Origin of the sequence: Cellulomonas sp. PS-H5, assembly GCF_019265565.1 — a bacterium.
Lineage (GTDB): Bacteria > Actinomycetota > Actinomycetes > Actinomycetales > Cellulomonadaceae > Cellulomonas.
Genome location: NZ_JAHVCI010000049.1, coordinates 1 through 16939, shown reverse-complemented (window position 1 = coordinate 16939; position 16939 = coordinate 1). Strand labels below are relative to the sequence as shown.

The window sequence follows — 16939 nt, the reverse complement described above, 5'->3', positions numbered from 1 at the left end:
CGCTCGACGGACTTGTCCGGCGTGTCAGCCACGCGGCACCTCCTGGGTGGGGGACTCGGGGGCGGCGCCGTCCGCGCCCTGGCCGCCCGACGCGGGCCCGCCGACGAGGGCGGGCGACGCGGGCGGCTGGGCCTCGCGGCGGAGCGCGCGCGGGGACGGCGGCAGGCTCTGGCCCGGCAGCGGCGGCACGGGGAAGCCGCCGGCGAAGGCGTCGAACGGTTCGTCCGACGGCGCCGGCTCGGGGGCGGCCTTCTTCTCCGGGATGAGGAACGACAGCGCGACGATCACCAGGATCGCGCCGCCGAGCCAGGGCAGCATCGCCATGACGTCCGCGCCGCCGAACTGGCGGACGCCCTGGACGACCGCGACGCAGACCAGCCACACCAGCGCGGCCGGGATCAGCACCTTCCAGCCGAACTTCATGAACTGGTCGTACCGGAACCGCAGCAGCGTGCCGCGGATCCACACGAACAGGAACATGAACAGCCAGACCTTGGCCACGAACCACAGCAGCGGCCACCAGCCGGTGTTGAGCACGCCGTCGCCGATCCAGGACAGCGGCCACGGGGCGCGCCAGCCGCCGAAGAACAGCGTGGTCGCCACCGCCGAGACGTTGAGCATGTTGATGTACTCGGCCAGGAAGAACCAGGCGAACTTCATCGACGAGTACTCGGTGGTGTAGCCGCCGACCAGCTCGCCCTCGGCCTCGGGGAGGTCGAACGGCAGCCGGTTGGTCTCGCCGACCATCGAGATGACGTAGATGACGAACGCCGGAGCGAGCGGGATCAGCCACCAGATCGTCGTCTGCGAGGCGACGATCTCCGAGGTCGACATCGACCCGGCCAGGATGAACACGCTGACCAGGGACAGGCCCATCGCGAGCTCGTACGAGATGACCTGCGCGGTGGACCGCACGGCGCCGAGCAGCGGGTAGGTCGAGTTGGACGACCAGCCGCCGAGGACGATGCCGTACACGCCGACCGAGGCGCAGGCCAGGATGTAGAGCACCGCGACCGGGAAGTCGGTGAGCTGCAGCGGGGTGAGCACGCCGAAGATCGACACCTCGGGCCCGAACGGGATGACCGCCATCGTCAGCAGCGAGCAGAACACCGCGATGAACGGCGCCACCAGGTAGACCAGCTTGTCGGCCGCCTTGACGGTGACGTCCTCCTTCAGCAGGAGCTTCATCGCGTCGGCGAGCGACTGGAACAGGCCGAACGGGCCGTGCACGTTCGGGCCGGGGCGCAGCTGCATCCGGCCGACGACGCGGCGCTCGAACCAGATGGCGATGAGCACGCTGAGCAGCAGGAACACCAGGATGCCGACCGCCTTGAGCAGCCAGACCCAGAACACGTCCTGGCTGAAGTCGGCGGCGCCGCCGTCCGCGGCGGCGGCGGGGAGCACGGTGGGCAGCACGGCCGCGAGGGTCGCGGTCACGCGGTCACCTCCTCGTCGGTGGCGGTGTCCCCGACGGGGCCCGCGGGCTCGGCCGGTCCGACCCGGACCAGGTCGCCCGGCACCGCGCGCAGCGCGTCCCGGACCTGGCTGCCCGCCGAGGCGGTGGGCAGCCAGACGACGTGGTCGGCCATGTCGGTGACGACGGCCGGCAGCGTGATCGACCCGGCGTCGGTGGCGACGGTCAGCAGCGCGCCGTCCAGCACCCCCGCGGCCGCGGCGGTCGCGGGCGACAGCCGGGCGACCGGGCGCTTGGCGGTGCCGGCCAGGAACGGCTCGCCGTCCTGCAGCCGGCCGGCGTCGAGCAGCTGGTGCCAGGACGCCAGGACCGCGTGGCCCGCGGCGACGGCCGGCGGCTCGGCGGCGGCGACGTCCGGGGCGGCGACGCGGGCGCCGTCCCACTCGCCGGTCAGCGGGTCGGCGTCGGCGTGCACCTCGGCGACGGTGCGCAGGCCCAGGGTCACGCCGAGCTCGTCGGCCAGCGCGTCGAGGACGCGGTGGTCCGGCATCGCGGTCGAGGTGAGCGCCTGCGGGAACGGCCGCACGCGGCCCTCCCAGGACACGAAGGTGCCGGGCCGCTCCACGGGCGGGGCGACCGGCAGCACCACGTCGGCGAGTGCGGTGACCTCGGAGGCGCGGACCTCGAGCGAGACGACGAAGCCGGCGGCGGACAGCGCCGCGCGGGCGGCGGCCGGGTCGGGCAGGTCGCGCACGTCCACGCCGCCGACCAGCAGGCCGCCGAGCGTGCCGTCCGCCGCGGCCGCGAGGATCGCGGCGGTGTCCCGGCCGGGCTCGGTCGGCAGGTGCTCGACGTCCCAGGCGGCGGCCACGTCGACGCGGGCCGCGGCGTCGGCGACCGGGCGGCCGCCGGGCAGCAGGGTCGGCAGCGCGCCGGCCTCCACGCCGCCGCGCTCGCCAGCACGGCGCGGGATCCACGCGACGCGGGCGCCGGTGCGGCCCGCCAGCCGGAGCACCGCGGACAGGGCGCCGGGCACGGCGGCCAGGCGCTCGCCCACCAGGATCAGCGCGCCCTCGGCGCCGAGCGCGGCCCCGAGGTCGGCGAGGTCGCCGGTGCCGACGGCGTCCAGCACCTCGGGCTCCGTGCCGGGGGCGGCGCGCAGGAGCGCGCCGTCCAGGCGCTCCAGGCCGCGGCTGGCCAGCGGCGCCACCGCGTGGACCTTCGTCCGGCCCGCGACCACGCCCTTGCGCAGCCGCAGGAACACGATCCCGGCCTCCTCCTCGGCCTCCAGGCCGGCGAGCAGGACGGTCGGCGCGGCTTCCAGGTCGCGGAACGTGACGCCCAGGCCGGTGCCGGCGACCGCGTGGCCGAGGAACGCGAGCTCCTCGTCCGAGTGCGGCCGCGCGCGCAGGTCGACGTCGTTGGTGCCGAGCACCACGCGGGCGAACTTGCCGTAGGCGTAGGCGTCCTCGACGGTCAGCCGGCCGCCGGGGAGCACCCCGACGCCGCCCGCGGCGCGGGCCTGCTCCAGCCCGTGCGCCGCGACCTCCAGGGCCTCGGCCCAGGACGCGGGGTGCAGCTCGCCGCGGCTGCCGTCCTCCGCGCGGTCCCGCACCAGCGGCGTGGTGATCCGGTCGGCCTCGGACTGCCAGGTGAAGGCGAACCGGTCCTTGTCGGTGATCCACTCCTCGTTGACCTCGGGGTCCTCCCCCGCGAGCCGCCGCAGCACGACGCCGCGCCGGTGGTCGACGCGGATCGCCGCGCCGGACGAGTCGTGCTCGGCCACGCCGGGGGTCGACACCAGGTCGAACGGGCGGGCGCGGAACCGGTAGGCCGCGCCGGTCAGCGCGCCGACCGGGCAGATCTGGACGGTGTTGCCGGAGAAGTAGGACGCGAACGGCGATCCCGACTCGTCGTCCTCCGCCGGACCGACGGGGATGTCCGCGCCGAGGAACACGCGGTCGTCGAACGCCAGCGTGCCGTCGGCCGCCCCGTCCTCGCCGTCGACCCCCGCGCCGGCGAAGCCCAGCACGTCGGCGTCGAACCGGCCGATCTGCTGCATGGCGCCGCGCTTCTGCAGGTCGATGAACGGGTCGCCGGCGATCTCCCGGGAGAACCGGGTGCACCGCTGGCAGAGGATGCACCGCTCGCGGTCGAGCAGGATCTCGGTCGAGACGGCGATCGGCTTGGGGAACGTCCGCTTGATGTCGACGAACCGGGTCTGGCTGCGGCCGTTCGACATCGCCTGGTTCTGCAGGGGGCACTCGCCGCCCTTGTCGCAGACCGGGCAGTCCAGCGGGTGGTTGATGAGCAGCAGCTCCATGACGCCGTGCTGCGCCTTGTCCGCCTCGGCGGAGGTGCGCTGGGTGCGGACGTCCATGCCCGGCGTCGCGGTGAGCGTGCAGGAGGCCTGCGGCTTCGGCATCTTCGCGACCTTGCCGTCGCGGCCGGGGGCCCAGACCTCGACGAGGCACTGGCGGCAGGCGCCGGCCGGGGCCAGCAGCGGGTGGTCGCAGAACCGCGGGATCTGGATGCCGAGCTGCTCGGCGGCGCGGATGACCAGGGTGCCCTTCGGCACCGTGGTCTCGATGCCGTCGATCGTGAACGTGACCCCGTCCGGCTTCGGCTCGGGCGGCGGCGTCGCGCCCGACCCGGCGGGCTTCGATGCGGTGACGGTCATCAGTGGGCTCCCGCGAGCTGGCCGCTGCGGCGCGGCGTGTAGGGGAAGAGCGAGGCGCGCTCCGGCGGGAACAGCACGTCGGCGGGCGTGTGGGTGCCCGCCTCGAACTCCTCCCGGAAGTACTGGATCGCCGAGGTGATCGGGCTGGTCGCGCCGTCGCCGAGGGCGCAGAACGCCTTGCCGAGGATGTTGTCGCACAGGTCGAGCAGCAGGTCGATGTCCCCCGACGTGCCCTGGCCCGCCTCCAGGCGGCCGAGCACCTGCGCGAGCCAGAACGTGCCCTCGCGGCAGGGCGTGCACTTGCCGCAGGACTCGTGCTTGTAGAACTGCGTCCACCGGGACACGGCCTTGACCACCGACACCGAGTCGTCGAACACCTGCAGCGCGCGGGTGCCGAGCATCGAGCCGGCGGCGCCGACCTCCTCGTAGGTGAGCGGGACGTCCAGGTGCTCCGCGGTGAAGATCGGCGTCGAGGAGCCGCCCGGGGTCCAGAACTTCAGCTCGTGGCCCTCGCGGACGCCGCCGGCCATCGCCAGCAGCTCGCGCATCGTGATGCCGAGCGGCGCCTCGTACTGCCCGGGGCGCTGCACGTGCCCGGACAGCGAGAACAGGCCGTGGCCGGGCGACCGGTCGGTGCCCATCGTGCGGAACCAGTCGGAGCCGCCGACCACGATGCCGGGCACCGAGGCGATCGACTCGACGTTGTTCACGACGGTCGGCCGGGCGTACAGGCCCGCGACCGCGGGGAACGGCGGCTTGAGGCGCGGCTGGCCGCGGCGGCCCTCGAGCGAGTCGAGCAGCGCGGTCTCCTCGCCGCAGATGTACGCGCCGGCGCCGGCGTGCACGGTGACGTCGAGGTCGTAGCCGCTGCCCAGGATGTTCTTCCCCAGGTAGCCCTGCGCGTACGCCTGCTCGACCGCGTGCAGCAGCCGGCGGTAGACGTGCACGACCTCGCCGCGCAGGTAGATGAACGCGTGGTGGCAGCCGATCGCGTAGGACGTGATCGCCACGCCCTCCACCAGCAGCTGCGGGTCCGCCAGCATCAGCGGGATGTCCTTGCAGGTGCCCGGCTCGGACTCGTCGGCGTTGACCACCAGGTAGCGCGGGCCGCCGTCCGGCGCGGGCAGGAAGCCCCACTTCATGCCGGTCGGGAAGCCGGCACCGCCGCGGCCGCGCAGGCCGGAGTCCTTGACGGTGGTCACGACGTCGCCGGCGTCCATCGTCAGGGCCTTGCGCAGCCCGCGGTAGCCGCCACGGGCCTCGTACGTGCCGAGGTCCCACGGGCGGTCGGCGTCCCACCGGTCGCTCAGGACCGGGGTCAGGGTCGTCGCGTCGGCCATCACGACTCCTTCTCGCTGTCGGCGGGCTTGCTCGTGTCGTCCGCGCGGTGCTCGGCCTTCTCCTGGTCGGCGGACCGCTCGGGGGCGCCGGCCGCGGGGCGGTCGACGGAGGACTGCTCGGCGCCGGGCTGCGGCGCGGAGGCCGCGGGTGCGGCGGTGCCGGCGGCGGGCGCCGCGGGGGCCGCGTCCTCGGCCTGCGCGGCGTCGACCGACGGGGCGGTCCAGCCGTTCTCCCGCGCGAGCCGCAGCCCGCGCAGCGTCGGCTCGCCGGCCGCCACGCCCTCGTCCGCGAGGCCGTCGTCGAACCCGGCGAGCACGCGGGACACCTGCTTGAAGGTCTGCACCCGGGACGGCCCGCGGGTCGGGGCCACGGGCTCCCCCGCGATCAGCCTCCCGACCACCTCGGCCGCCGAGTCCGGCGTCTGGTTGTCGAAGAACTCCCAGTTGATCATCATCACCGGCGCGTAGTCGCAGGCCGCGTTGCACTCGATCCGCTCGAGCGTGATCTTGCCGTCGCCCGTCGTCTCGTCGTGGCCGATGCCGAGCCGGTCGGTGAGGTCCTCCCAGATCGCGTCGCCGCCCATGATCGCGCAGAGCGTGTTGGTGCAGACGCCCACCGTGTACTCGCCGTTCGGACGGCGCTTGTACTGGGTGTAGAACGTCGCGACCGCGGACACCTGGGCCGTCGACAGGTCGAGGGTGGCGGCGCAGAACGCGATGCCCGCCGGGCTCACGTAGCCGTCCTCGGACTGCACGAGGTGCAGCAGCGGCAGCAGGGCCGAGCGCGGGTCCGGGTACCGGGCGACGACCTGCGCCGCGTCGGCGGCGAGCCGCTCCCGGGTCGCGTCGTCGTAGGCCGCGCGCGGGCGCCCCGAGCCGGGGATCCGCGGGTGGTCGATGGCGGTCATCAGCGGTCCACCCCTCCGAGCACCGGGTCGATGGAGGCGACGGAGCAGACGACGTCCGCCACCTGCCCGCCCTCGCAGAGCACCGAGACGGCCTGCAGGTTGTTGAACGACGGGTCGCGGAAGTGCGCCCGGTACGGCTTGGTGCCCCCGTCGGAGACGAGGTGCACGCCGAGCTCGCCGCGGGGGTGCTCGACGGTCTGCCACGCCTGGCCGGCGGGGACCCGGAAACCCTCCGTCACCAGCTTGAAGTGGTGGATCAGGGCCTCCATCGAGGTGCCCATGATCTCCCGGATGTGGTCGAGCGAGTTGCCCATGCCGTCGCTGCCGATGGCGAGCTGGGCGGGCCAGGCGATCTTCTTGTCCTCGACCATCACGGGCGTGCCGGCCGAGGCCTGCAGCCGCTCGATCACCTGCTCGACGATCCGCATCGACTGGTAGCACTCCTCGATCCGCAGGACCATGCGGTCCCAGCAGTCCGAGCCCTCGGAGACCGGGACGTCGAAGTCGTAGGTCTCGTAGCCGCAGTACGGGGCGGCCTTGCGGACGTCGTACGGCAGGCCGGTGGACCGGAGCATCGGGCCGGTGATGCCGAGCGCCATGCACCCGGCGAGGTTGAGCACGCCCACGTTCTGCAGCCGCCCCTTGAGGATCGGCTGGCCGAGCATGAGGTCCTCGAGCTGCGTGAGGTAGCGCCGCACGCCGACCAGCGCCTCGCGGACCGAGTCGAGCCCGCCCGGCGGGATGTCCTGCGCGACGCCGCCGGGGCGGATGTACGCGTGGTTCATCCGCAGGCCGGTGACCATCTCGAAGATCCGCAGGATCTCCTCGCGGGCGGTGAACCCGATCGTCATGATCGTCGTGGCGCCGAGCTCGTTGCCGCCGGTCGCCAGGCACACCAGGTGCGAGGAGATCCGGTTGAGCTCCATCATCAGCACGCGGATCTCGCTGGCGCGGACCGGGATGTCGTCGGTGATGCCGAGCAGCTTCTCCACCGCGAGGCAGTACGCGGCCTCCTGGAACAGCGGGGCGACGTAGTCCATGCGGGTGCAGAACGTCACGCCCTGGGTCCAGGTGCGGTACTCCATGTTCTTCTCGATGCCGGTGTGCAGGTAGCCGATGCCCGCGCGGGCCTCGGTCACCGTCTCGCCGTCGATCTCGAGCATGAGGCGGAGCACGCCGTGCGTGGACGGGTGCTGGGGGCCCATGTTGACGACGATGCGCTGCTCGCCGAGCCGGGCCGCCTCCTCGGCGATGTCGGACCAGTCGCCGCCGGTCGCCTCGAAGGTGCGCAGGCCGACGGTCTCGTCGTCGACGAGGTGGCCGGTGGCCTTCGGCGCGTGGGTCTGGGAGCTCACGAGTACTGCCTCCGCTGGTCGGCCGGCGGGATGGTGGCGCCCTTGTACTCCACCGGGATCCCGCCGAGCGGGTAGTCCTTGCGCTGCGGGTGGCCGGGCCAGTCGTCCGGCATCTCGATCCGCGCCAGGTCGGTGCGGCCGGTGAAGACGATGCCGAAGAAGTCCCAGGTCTCGCGCTCGTGCCAGTCGTTGGCCGGGTACACCCCGACCGTGCTGGGGATGGTCGGGTCGCCTTCGGGTGCGGCGACCTCGAGCCGGAGCCGGCGCCCGTGCGTCACGGACACCAGGTGGTAGACGGCGTGCAGCTCGCGGCCGGTGTCGTGCGGGTAGTGCACGCCGCTGACCCCGAGCGACAGCTCGAACCGGAGGTCCTGGTCGTCGCGCAGGTGCCGCGCGACCTCGACCACGTGCTCCCGCGCGATGTTCAGCGTGAGCTCGCCGCGGTCGACGACCACGGACTCGAGCGCCGCGGCCGCGCCGGTGCCGGAGGCGTCCAGCAGCTCGGTCAGCACGTCCACGACCTCGTCGAACCAGCCGCCGTACGGCCGCTCGCTCGGGCCGGGCAGCGCCACGGTCTGCACCAGGCCGCCGAACCCGGACGTGTCGCCGGAGCCGTGCACGCCGAACATGCCGTGCCGGGTCTGGACGACCTCGAGCGGCAGCGACCGGTCGGCGGGGACGTTCTGCGCGCCGGCCTCCAGGGCCGCCTCGCTCGTCGTCTGCGCGCCGGCGTCGGCGGACGCGGCGTCCCCGGCCTTGGCGGCCGCGGCGGCGTCCTGCTTCTCGTCGCTCATCGCAGCAGCCCCGTCATGTGGGAGGTGGGCTCGGCGCGCAGCGCGGCGGCCTCGACCTCGCGGGCGATGTCGGCCCGGTTCTTGCCGAGGGGCTCGGCCTTGATCTGCTCGTGCAGCTCGAGGATCGCGTTGATCAGCATCTCCGGCCGCGGCGGGCAGCCCGGGAGGTAGATGTCGACCGGCACGACGTGGTCGACGCCCTGGACGATCGCGTAGTTGTTGAACATGCCGCCGCTGCTGGCGCACACGCCCATCGACAGCACCCACTTGGGCTCGGCCATCTGGTCGTAGACCTGCCGCACCACCGGCGCCATCTTCTGGCTGACCCGGCCGGCCACGATCATGAGGTCGGACTGGCGCGGGGAGGCGCGGAACACCTCCATGCCGAACCGGGAGATGTCGAACCGGGACCCGCCCGTCGCCATCATCTCGATCGCGCAGCACGCCAGGCCGAAGGTCACCGGCCAGAGCGAGGCCTTCCGGACCAGGCCGGCGAGCGTCTCGACCGACGTCAGCAGGAAGCCGCTGGGAGCCTCTTCGATACCCATCTCAGTCCTCGTCCCACTCGAGACCGCCGCGCCGCCACTCGTAGAGGAACGGCACCGTGATCAGCGCGAGGAACCCCACCATCGCCACCAGCCCGAAGACGGCCAGCTCACCGAAGCTGACGGCCCACGGGTAGAGGAACACGACCTCGATGTCGAAGATGATGAAGGTCATCGCGACCAGGTAGTACTTCACCGGGAACCGGCCGCCGCCGACGGCGTGCGGGGTCGGCTGGATGCCGCACTCGTAGGCCTCGAGCTTGGCGCGGTTGTAGCGCTTGGGGCCGATCACGGCGCTGGCGGCGAGGCCGCCGACCGCGAGGACGGCGGCCACCCCCATCATGACGAGGAGGGGGACGTACGGGTTGGTCATCGGTGCTCTCCCGGTGGGGGGTGGAGTGCTTCCGTGGGGCTGCGGGGGCGGGCGCGTCCGGCGGGCGAGGCCGGCGCGCCGCCCGTCAGGGCGGCCCGGTGCGGGCGGCGGCCGTCACGAGGCCGGCGCCAGACGCGCGAGGGCGGCGATGGTCCGGTCGGCCCAGTCGCCGCCGTGCGGCTCGTAGCAGTCCGCGAGCAGCTTGTGCGTGAGCTTCATGACCAGCGGGCGAGGCAGGCCGTACCTCGTGCACGCCCGCATGATCTCGGGGCGCTCGATCAGCTTCACGAACACCCGGCCGAGCGTGTAGTACCCACCCAGGTCGTCCTTCATCCGCGCGCCGTAGGTGGCGAGCGCGCGCTCCCGCCCGGCGGCGGTGCCCCGTGCGGCGGCCTGGACGATCGCGTCCGCGGCGACCCGGCCGGCCTGCAGGGCGTAGGCGATGCCCTCGCCGTTGAACGGGCTGATCATCCCGGCGGCGTCGCCGACGAGCATGAGCCCGCGGCCGTACAGCGGGCCGCGGTTGAAGCCCATCGGCAGCGCGGCGCCGCGGACCGGGCCGAGCTGGTGCTCCGGGGTGAACTCCCACTCCGCGGGGGCGTTCGCCATCCACTTCGCGAACAGGTCCTTGTAGTCGACCTTGGTCGCGGCGGCGGTCGAGGACACCGAGCCGAGGCCGACGTTGGCGGTGCCGTCGCCGAGCGAGAAGATCCAGCCGTAGCCGGGCATGAGGTCCGACTCGCCGGGCTTGCCGTCCCAGAGCTCGAGGTGGCTCTCCATCCACGGGTCGTCGTGCCGCGGGGTCTCGAAGTAGGTGCGCACCGCGACGCCCATCGGGCGGTCCTGGCGCTTCTCGAGGCCGAGGCCGGTCGCGAGCCGGGCGGACACGCCGTCGGCGGCGATCACGACGGGGGCGCGGTACTCGACCGGGTCCCCCGCGCGGCGGCCGTCGGCGTCCACCGGACGGGCCTGCACGCCGACGACGCGGCCGGTGCGCTCGTCGATCAGGGGGCCGGTGACGTTGGTCCGCTCCTGCACCTTGGCGCCGGCGGCGCGGGCGTGCTCGAGCAGCAGGTGGTCGAGCGAGGTGCGCGCGCGGGCCAGGCCGTACGACGGGTAGGAGGACAGCTCGGGCCAGGGCAGCTCGACCACGTGGCCGCCGCCCAGGACCCGCAGGCCGACGTTCCGGATCCAGCCGTCCTGCTCGCGGAGCGGCACGCCCATCCGGACCAGCTCGGCCACCGCGCGCGGCGTCAGGCCGTCGCCGCAGATCTTGTCCCGGGGGAAGCTCGCCTTGTCGAGGAGCAGCACCGACAGGCCCGCGGCGGCGCAGTGGTACGCGGCGCTGGACCCGCCGGGTCCGGCGCCGACGACGATGACGTCCGCGTCATCGCTCTTGCCACTGTGCACAGTTCGCCCCATTTGTGAATGCCTTCACACGTGTTGACAGGGGGAGTCTAGTGATACGACCAACGATCTGTCTGCGAAGGTTTGCCTCAGTAGCGTCGCTGCTCCTGACCAGGGGTTATGCGGGACTTTCGTCCCACCATTCCGCGCTAATTGATCCCAGGATTCGTGGCGCGGTGCAGGGCGACGATGCCGCCGGACAGATTCCGGTACGCGACCGAGCCCCAGCCCGCCTCCTTGAGGAGCTTCGCCAGACCCAGCTGGTCGGGCCAGTCCTGGATCGACTCGGCCAGGTAGTCGTACGCCGCGGTCTCCCGCGCGACGACCTTCGCCACCGCGGGCAGCGCCTTGACGAGGTACCCCGAGTACACGGTGCGGAACGGCGCCCAGGTCGGCGTCGAGAACTCGCACACCACGAGCCGGCCGCCCGGCCTCGTCACGCGGCGCATCTCCTCCAGCGCGCCGACCGTGTCCACCACGTTCCGCAGGCCGAACGAGATCGTCACCGCGTCGAACACCCCGTCCGCGAACGGCAGCGCCGTCGCGTCGCCCGCGGTGAACGGCAGGTCGGGGCGGCGGCGCTTGCCGACCGTGAGCATCCCCGTCGACAGGTCGCACGGGACGACCTTCACGCCGGCGTCCGCCAGCGGCTCGCTGGAGGTGCCGGTGCCCGCGGCCAGGTCGAGGACGGTCTCCCCCGGCAGCGCGTCGAGCGCCTTCAGGGTGGCCTTGCGCCACATCCGGTCCTGGCCGAGCGACAGCACGTCGTTGGTCAGGTCGTAGCGGCGGGCGACACCGTCGAACATCGTGGCGACGTCGTGCGGGTCCTTGTCGAGCGAGGCGCGGGGCATGGGCCCATCGTGTCAGGTCGCGCGGGCGCCTCGCGCGCGGTCGTACCCTGGTCGGCGATGACCAGCCCCCTCGACGACCGCCAGGCCGCGGCGTCCTCGCACCCCGAGCCGCTCGTGGTGCGCACCGTCCGGATCGACGCCCCGGACGACCTCCTCTCCCTGCTCCCCGAGGACGCCCCGCTCACCTGGGTGCGCCGGGGCGACGGGCTCGTCGGCTGGGGCGAGGCCGCGCGCATCGACGTCCGGGGCACCGACCGGTTCGCCGACGCCGAGCGCTGGTGGCAGGACCTGGTCCGGCACGCCGTCGTCCGGGACGAGGTCGGGCTGCCCGGCACCGGGCCGGTGGCGTTCGGCTCGTTCGCGTTCGACGACCTGTCCGCCGCGGGCGGCGCGCTCGTGGTGCCGCGCGTGGTCGTCGGCCGCCGGGACGGGCAGTCCTGGCTGACGGTCGTCGAGACCGCCGGGACCCTCGGCCCCGCGCCGGACTGGGCGCTGGTCGCCCGGCACCTCGCCGGTCTCGCGCCGGTCCGCGCCCCCGGGGCCGTGACGTACGCGTCCGGCGCCGTCGAGGCCGAGGCCTGGCCCGCCGTGGTCGCCCGCGGCGTCGCCGCCATCCGGGCCGGGGAGGTCGACAAGGTGGTGCTCGCGCGCGACGAGGTCGCCACGACCGCCGAGCCGCTGGACGTCCGGCACGCCCTCGGCCGGCTCGCCGACCGGTACCCGACCTGCTGGACGTTCTCCGTCGACGGCCTGATCGGCGCGACCCCGGAGCTGCTGGTCCGCTCGGACCAGGGCCTGGTGACGTCGCGCGTCCTCGCCGGCACGATCCGCCGCACCGGCGACGACGACGCCGACCTGGCCCGCGCCGCGATCCTCGCCCACTCGTCGAAGGACCTCGAGGAGCACGAGTACGCGGTGTCCTCGGTCGCGCAGGCGCTCGCGCCGTTCTGCTCGTCGACCAACGTGCCCGACGTCCCGTTCGTGCTGCACCTGCCGAACGTGCTGCACCTCGCGTCCGACGTGACCGCGGTGCTCCGCGGGACCGGGGCGGACGCCGACGGCGGCCCGCACCCCACGTCGCTCGCCCTCGCGGCCGCGCTGCACCCCACCGCCGCGGTCTGCGGCACGCCCACCGAGGCCGCTCGCGACCTGATCCGGGCGATCGAGGGCATGGACCGCGCCCGGTACGCCGGACCCGTGGGCTGGGTCGGCGCGGACGGCGACGGCGAGTGGGGCATCGGGCTGCGTTCCGCGGAGCTCGACCCGGACGACCCGCACCGCCTCCGGCTGTTCGCGGGCTGCGGCATCGTCGCGGCGTCCGACCCGGCGGCCGAGCTGGCGGAGTCCCGCGCGAAGCTGGTCCCGATGCGCACGGCCCTCGCCTCGGACTGACCCCGGACGCGGGACGACCCCCGCGGGCGCCAGGGGCGCGCGCCGCGGGGGCCGTCGGTGGGGGTGGCGAGGTGCGGGCTCGCCGCCCCCGTGCCCGTCGGGCGGGGCAGGGGATATCCCGCCCGGGGGCCGTCGTGGGGTCGGCGTCAGTTCTGACCGCCGCCCTGCTGCTGCTGGAACCACTGCCAGAGCTCGTCCGGCGTCATGTTCCGCGGGTCGGTGCTGCCCGAGCCGCCCGAGCCCGAGTCGCTCGACGTCGTCTCCTGGCGCACCGCGAGCGTGACGTCCACGTCGAGGGACTTGCCGTCGCGCACCAGGGTCAGGGTGACCTTGTCGCCCGAGGCGTAGGCCCGGACGTATCCGGTGAGCGACTCGGCACCGCCGACGGCCTTGCCGTCGATCGCCACGATGACGTCGCCCTGCTGCACGCCGGCGTCCGCGGCGGGCGAGCCGGAGGTGACGCTCTGCACCTCCGCGCCGGCGCGGGTGACGCCGTCGGCGGTCGCCGTGTTGTCGGTCAGCCCGACGCCGAGGAACGCGTGCTCCGCGGTGCCGTCCGTGATCAGCTGGCCGGCGATCATGTCCGCGAGGTCCACGGGGATCGCGAAGCCGAGGCCGATCGAGCCGGACTGGCTCGACGTGGTGGCGATCGACGAGGTGATGCCGATGACCTGACCCTGCGCGTCGAACAGCGGGCCACCCGAGTTGCCGGGGTTCACGGCCGCGTCGATCTGGATCGCGTTCGTGACCACGGCCTCGTTGCTGCCGTCCTCCGTGGTCGACACCGGGCGGTCGACCGCCGAGACGATGCCGGTGGTCACGGTGTTCGCCAGGCCGAGCGGGTTGCCGACGGCCATGACCGGGTCGCCGACCGTCACGTCGGCGGAGGCGCCGAGCGCGGCGGGCTTGAGGTCGTCCGGCGCGTCCTGCAGCTTCACGACCGCGAGGTCCGTGGTGGGGTCGGTGCCGACGACGTCGGCCGTGAAGATCCGGCCGTCGGTCAGCGTGACCTGGACCTTGCCGTCCTGCGCCCCCGAGACCACGTGGTTGTTGGTGACGACGTGGCCCTCGGTGTCGACGATCACGCCGGAGCCCTGGGCCTCGCCCTGGCTGGTGGTGACGGTGATCGCGACCACGGAGTCCTTCACCGCGGACGCGACGGCCTGCCAGTCGGGGTTGTCCGACGTGGATCCGGAGACCGGGACGCTGTCGTTGCTGCTCTGGCCGATCGACGCGATGCTCGCCGCGCGGGAGGAGCCGTCGTTCTCGAACGCACCGGTCAGCGCGGCCGTGCCGAGGCTCGCGAGCACGGCCGCCGCGACGCCGACGCTGGCCACGGGGAGCCAGATGCGGTCGCGCGCGGTCCGGGTGCGGGCGGGGGCGCCGCCGGGCTCGCCCGGGGCGCCGAAGGCGGCGGGGTACTCCGGGCCGCCGGTGGGGCCCTGGGGACCGTGCGGGCCCTGCGGGGCACCCGGGCCCTGCGGCGCGCCCGGGCCGGCGGGGGCGCGGAACGCCGCCAGGGGGTCGTGCCCCTGCTGCGGGGCGTGCTGCTGCGGGGCGTGCTGCTGCGGACCGGCGGGCTGCTGGTGCGCCTGCGCCGGGTGCTGCTGCGGCGCGTACTGGCCGTAGCGCGGCTGCTGCGGCGCCGGGGCGCCGGGGTGCTGCGGCTGCGCGGCCGGGTGCTGCGGCGCGGCGTGCTGGTACGGCTGCTGCGGGGCGGGGGCGGCCGGGGCCGCGGGCTGCGCCGGGGTCTGCGGGAGCTGCTGGGTGGGCGCCGGGGCGATGCGCTGCGTCTCGTCGGCGGACGGCGTCGCGTCGGTCGTCGGCGTCGCGGGGACGGCCTCGGTCGCAGCGGTGCCGTCCTCGGTGCGCTGCGGCTCCGGCGCGCCCTGGGCGTCGCGCGGACCCTCGGGGGTGCTGCTGCTCATGGGGTGTACCTCCTTCTTGCCGACCATCAGACTCCCTCGAACTGGAGCGATGCTCGGCAGAACCTGGGAGTCCGCTGCGAATCCACGATGACGTGGTCCGCGGCGGGTCGCACCCCGTCAGCCGGCGGCGCCGCCGTCCAGCGCGTCGCGCGCGGCGTCCCGGGCCGCCGCCGCCAGCCGCTCCCCCAGCGCCCGCCGGTCGGCGCGGTCGACCCGCACCTCGACGACGGAGGTCCCCCGGCCCGGCGCCGCCAGCGCGGCGGCCAGCGCGGCCTCGTCCGAGACCCGCACGTGCCGGACGCCGTACCCCGCGCACAGGGCGGCGACGTCGACTGCGTGCGGCGTGGCGAACACCCGCTCGAACGTGCGGGCGCGCTCGGGCGCCCCGTGCTCCAGCGTCGCGAAGATCGATCCGCCCGCGTCGTTCAGCACCACGACCTGGAGGTCGGGCTCGGGCTCGGTGGTCAGCCGCAGCAGACCGCCGACGTCGTGCAGGAACGTGAGGTCGCCGACCAGCGCGCGCACGCGGCGGCGCGGCAGGCCGAGCGCGACCCCGGCGGCGGTGGACAGCATCCCGTCGATGCCGGCGAGCCCGCGGTTCGCGAGCACGAGCGGCGGCTCCGCCCAGCGCGCGACCAGGTCCAGGTCCCGCACGGGGTTCGACGACCCGACGACGAGCACGTCGCCGGGCAGCGAGGCCTCCGCGACGGCCCGCACGGCGCGCGGCCCGGTGAGCGGCGGGGTGGCCCGGGTCGGCGGCGCGGCGGGGTCGTCGTCCAGCGCGGCGTCCACCGCGGCACCCGCGGCGACGTCGGCGCGCTGCCAGGCGGCGGGCCACGCGGGGTCGTCGGCCGGCCCGTCGAACCAGGCGTCGGGCACGCCGGTGAGCACCCGGTCGGCAGCACGGCCGGCGTCCGGCCAGCCCGAGCCCGTGGGGGCGACCACGGTCAGGTCGACGTCGTCCCGGGCGAGCAGCGCCGACACGGGCCGGGTGAGCGTCGGGCGGCCGAGCAGCACCACGGAGCGGACCCGGCCGCCCAGGGCGGGGTCGCCGAGGAGCACCCGGTAGGTCGCGGGCGCGTGCGGGCCGCCCCGGGCCCCGGAGGACGGCTCGGCGAGCAGCGGCCAGCCCGCGGCCTCCGCCAGCCGGCGGGCCTCCGGGCCGGCGCCGTCGCCCGCGACGACCACGACGGGGCCGGGCAGGTCCGCGCGGGCGGGGACGCCGGGGTCGCCCACGGCGGGTGCGGCGACGGGCCGCGGCGGGACGACGACCCGACCGGCCGCGCCGTCGGCGGGCCACGGCTCCGGCCCGGGCACCAGCGGCTCGCGGTACGCGAGGTCCAGGTGCACGGGACCGGGGTCGCCGGTGCGGGAGCCGAGCGCGGCCGCGACGGCGCGGGAGACCAGGTGCCGCAGGTCGCGGTCCTCGCCGGCGCGGCCGGACGGCGCGGGGACGTCGGCCTCGAGCCGGGTCGCCGCGCCGAAGATCCCCGGCTGCACGGTGGTCTGGTTGGCGCCGGTGCCGCGCAGCTCGTGCGGGCGGTCGGCCGTGAGCAGCAGCAGCGGGGCGCCCGCGTGGTGCGCCTCCAGCACCGCCGGGTGCAGGTTCGCGACGGCGGTGCCGGACGTGGTGACGACCGCCACCGCGCGCGGCTCGCCCTCCGCCGCCGCGGCCCGGGCGAGCCCGAGCGCGAGGAACGCGGCGTCCCGCTCGTCGACCCGCACGTGCAGCCGGACCGCCGGGGCGCCGGCCGGGCGCTCGGCGTCGGGCAGGGCGGCCTCGGCGAGCGCGTAGGCCAGCGGGGCGCTGCGCGAACCGGGGGCCAGGACGACGTCCCGCACGCCGTGGGCGGCGAGCTCCTGGACCAGCACCCGCGCGGCCTGCGCGGCGGGTGCGCCGCGCACCGGACCGCGCGGCCCGCCGCCGACGGCCGGGGCCGTCACCGCGCCAC

Annotated in this window: 13 protein-coding genes; 1 reads left to right on the top strand and 12 read right to left on the bottom strand. The window is 74.9% G+C overall.

The window, feature by feature from the left end:
- Positions 1 to 24 precede the first annotated feature (24 nt).
- The 10 genes from nuoH to J5O08_RS16140 form a co-directional block, all read right to left on the bottom strand.
- Positions 25 to 1437, bottom strand: coding sequence for an NADH-quinone oxidoreductase subunit NuoH (gene nuoH / locus J5O08_RS16185; protein ID WP_374225986.1), 1413 nt, complete (start codon positions 1435 to 1437; stop codon positions 25 to 27).
- Positions 1434 to 4094, bottom strand: a complete 2661-nt coding sequence (locus J5O08_RS16180) for an NADH-quinone oxidoreductase subunit G (RefSeq protein ID WP_218707925.1) — start codon at positions 4092 to 4094, stop codon at positions 1434 to 1436. The genes nuoH and J5O08_RS16180 overlap by 4 nt, the downstream gene beginning before the upstream one ends.
- Complete coding sequence (gene nuoF, locus J5O08_RS16175; protein WP_217615348.1) at positions 4094 to 5434, bottom strand: NADH-quinone oxidoreductase subunit NuoF; 1341 nt, start codon at positions 5432 to 5434, stop codon at positions 4094 to 4096. Before nuoF ends, J5O08_RS16180 begins: the two co-directional genes overlap by 1 nt.
- On the bottom strand, positions 5434 to 6342 hold the full coding sequence (gene nuoE, locus J5O08_RS16170; protein ID WP_218707924.1) for an NADH-quinone oxidoreductase subunit NuoE: 909 nt from the start codon (positions 6340 to 6342) through the stop codon (positions 5434 to 5436). The genes nuoF and nuoE overlap by 1 nt, the downstream gene beginning before the upstream one ends.
- A complete protein-coding gene (locus tag J5O08_RS16165) occupies positions 6342 to 7697 on the bottom strand; it encodes an NADH-quinone oxidoreductase subunit D (RefSeq protein ID WP_218707923.1) in 1356 nt (451 codons plus the stop codon). Before J5O08_RS16165 ends, nuoE begins: the two co-directional genes overlap by 1 nt.
- Entirely contained in the window at positions 7694 to 8491 is a 798-nt protein-coding gene (locus tag J5O08_RS16160; protein ID WP_218707922.1) for an NADH-quinone oxidoreductase subunit C, read from the bottom strand. Before J5O08_RS16160 ends, J5O08_RS16165 begins: the two co-directional genes overlap by 4 nt.
- On the bottom strand, positions 8488 to 9039 hold the full coding sequence (locus tag J5O08_RS16155; RefSeq protein ID WP_147795391.1) for an NADH-quinone oxidoreductase subunit B family protein: 552 nt from the start codon (positions 9037 to 9039) through the stop codon (positions 8488 to 8490). Before J5O08_RS16155 ends, J5O08_RS16160 begins: the two co-directional genes overlap by 4 nt.
- 1 nt (position 9040) lies before the next feature.
- Positions 9041 to 9409: an NADH-quinone oxidoreductase subunit A gene (locus J5O08_RS16150; protein ID WP_147795390.1), complete on the bottom strand. Its 369-nt coding sequence runs from the start codon at positions 9407 to 9409 to the stop codon at positions 9041 to 9043.
- A gap of 114 nt (positions 9410 to 9523) precedes the next feature.
- Entirely contained in the window at positions 9524 to 10831 is a 1308-nt protein-coding gene (locus J5O08_RS16145; RefSeq protein ID WP_218707921.1) for a geranylgeranyl reductase family protein, read from the bottom strand.
- Positions 10832 to 10965: 134 nt separating this feature from the next.
- Positions 10966 to 11667, bottom strand: coding sequence for a demethylmenaquinone methyltransferase (locus J5O08_RS16140; protein ID WP_217615353.1), 702 nt, complete (start codon positions 11665 to 11667; stop codon positions 10966 to 10968).
- A gap of 57 nt (positions 11668 to 11724) precedes the next feature.
- Here J5O08_RS16140 and J5O08_RS16135 point away from each other — a divergent pair, with 57 nt between their 5' ends.
- Positions 11725 to 13059, top strand: coding sequence for an isochorismate synthase MenF (locus tag J5O08_RS16135; protein WP_218707920.1), 1335 nt, complete (start codon positions 11725 to 11727; stop codon positions 13057 to 13059).
- A gap of 146 nt (positions 13060 to 13205) precedes the next feature.
- On the opposite strand, the gene J5O08_RS16130 is transcribed toward J5O08_RS16135, so the two are convergent.
- Both J5O08_RS16130 and menD read right to left on the bottom strand, forming a co-directional pair.
- Entirely contained in the window at positions 13206 to 14987 is a 1782-nt protein-coding gene (locus J5O08_RS16130) for a trypsin-like peptidase domain-containing protein (RefSeq protein ID WP_218707919.1), read from the bottom strand.
- 117 nt (positions 14988 to 15104) lie between these two features.
- Positions 15105 to 16931 (bottom strand): 2-succinyl-5-enolpyruvyl-6-hydroxy-3-cyclohexene-1-carboxylic-acid synthase, encoded by a 1827-nt coding sequence (gene menD / locus J5O08_RS16125; protein WP_308281664.1) that lies wholly within the window; start codon positions 16929 to 16931, stop codon positions 15105 to 15107.
- Positions 16932 to 16939 lie beyond the last annotated feature (8 nt).

Coding starts and splice junctions, on each gene's coding strand:
- J5O08_RS16140 (WP_217615353.1), bottom strand. CDS start 11,667: ATGCCCCGCGCCTCGCTCGACAAGGACCCGCACGACGTCGCCACGATG.
- J5O08_RS16180 (WP_218707925.1), bottom strand. CDS start 4,094: ATGACCGTCACCGCATCGAAGCCCGCCGGGTCGGGCGCGACGCCGCCG.
- J5O08_RS16150 (WP_147795390.1), bottom strand. CDS start 9,409: ATGACCAACCCGTACGTCCCCCTCCTCGTCATGATGGGGGTGGCCGCC.
- J5O08_RS16130 (WP_218707919.1), bottom strand. CDS start 14,987: ATGAGCAGCAGCACCCCCGAGGGTCCGCGCGACGCCCAGGGCGCGCCG.
- nuoE (WP_218707924.1), bottom strand. CDS start 6,342: ATGACCGCCATCGACCACCCGCGGATCCCCGGCTCGGGGCGCCCGCGC.
- J5O08_RS16160 (WP_218707922.1), bottom strand. CDS start 8,491: ATGAGCGACGAGAAGCAGGACGCCGCCGCGGCCGCCAAGGCCGGGGAC.
- J5O08_RS16145 (WP_218707921.1), bottom strand. CDS start 10,831: ATGGGGCGAACTGTGCACAGTGGCAAGAGCGATGACGCGGACGTCATC.
- nuoF (WP_217615348.1), bottom strand. CDS start 5,434: ATGGCCGACGCGACGACCCTGACCCCGGTCCTGAGCGACCGGTGGGAC.
- J5O08_RS16135 (WP_218707920.1), top strand. CDS start 11,725: ATGACCAGCCCCCTCGACGACCGCCAGGCCGCGGCGTCCTCGCACCCC.
- J5O08_RS16155 (WP_147795391.1), bottom strand. CDS start 9,039: ATGGGTATCGAAGAGGCTCCCAGCGGCTTCCTGCTGACGTCGGTCGAG.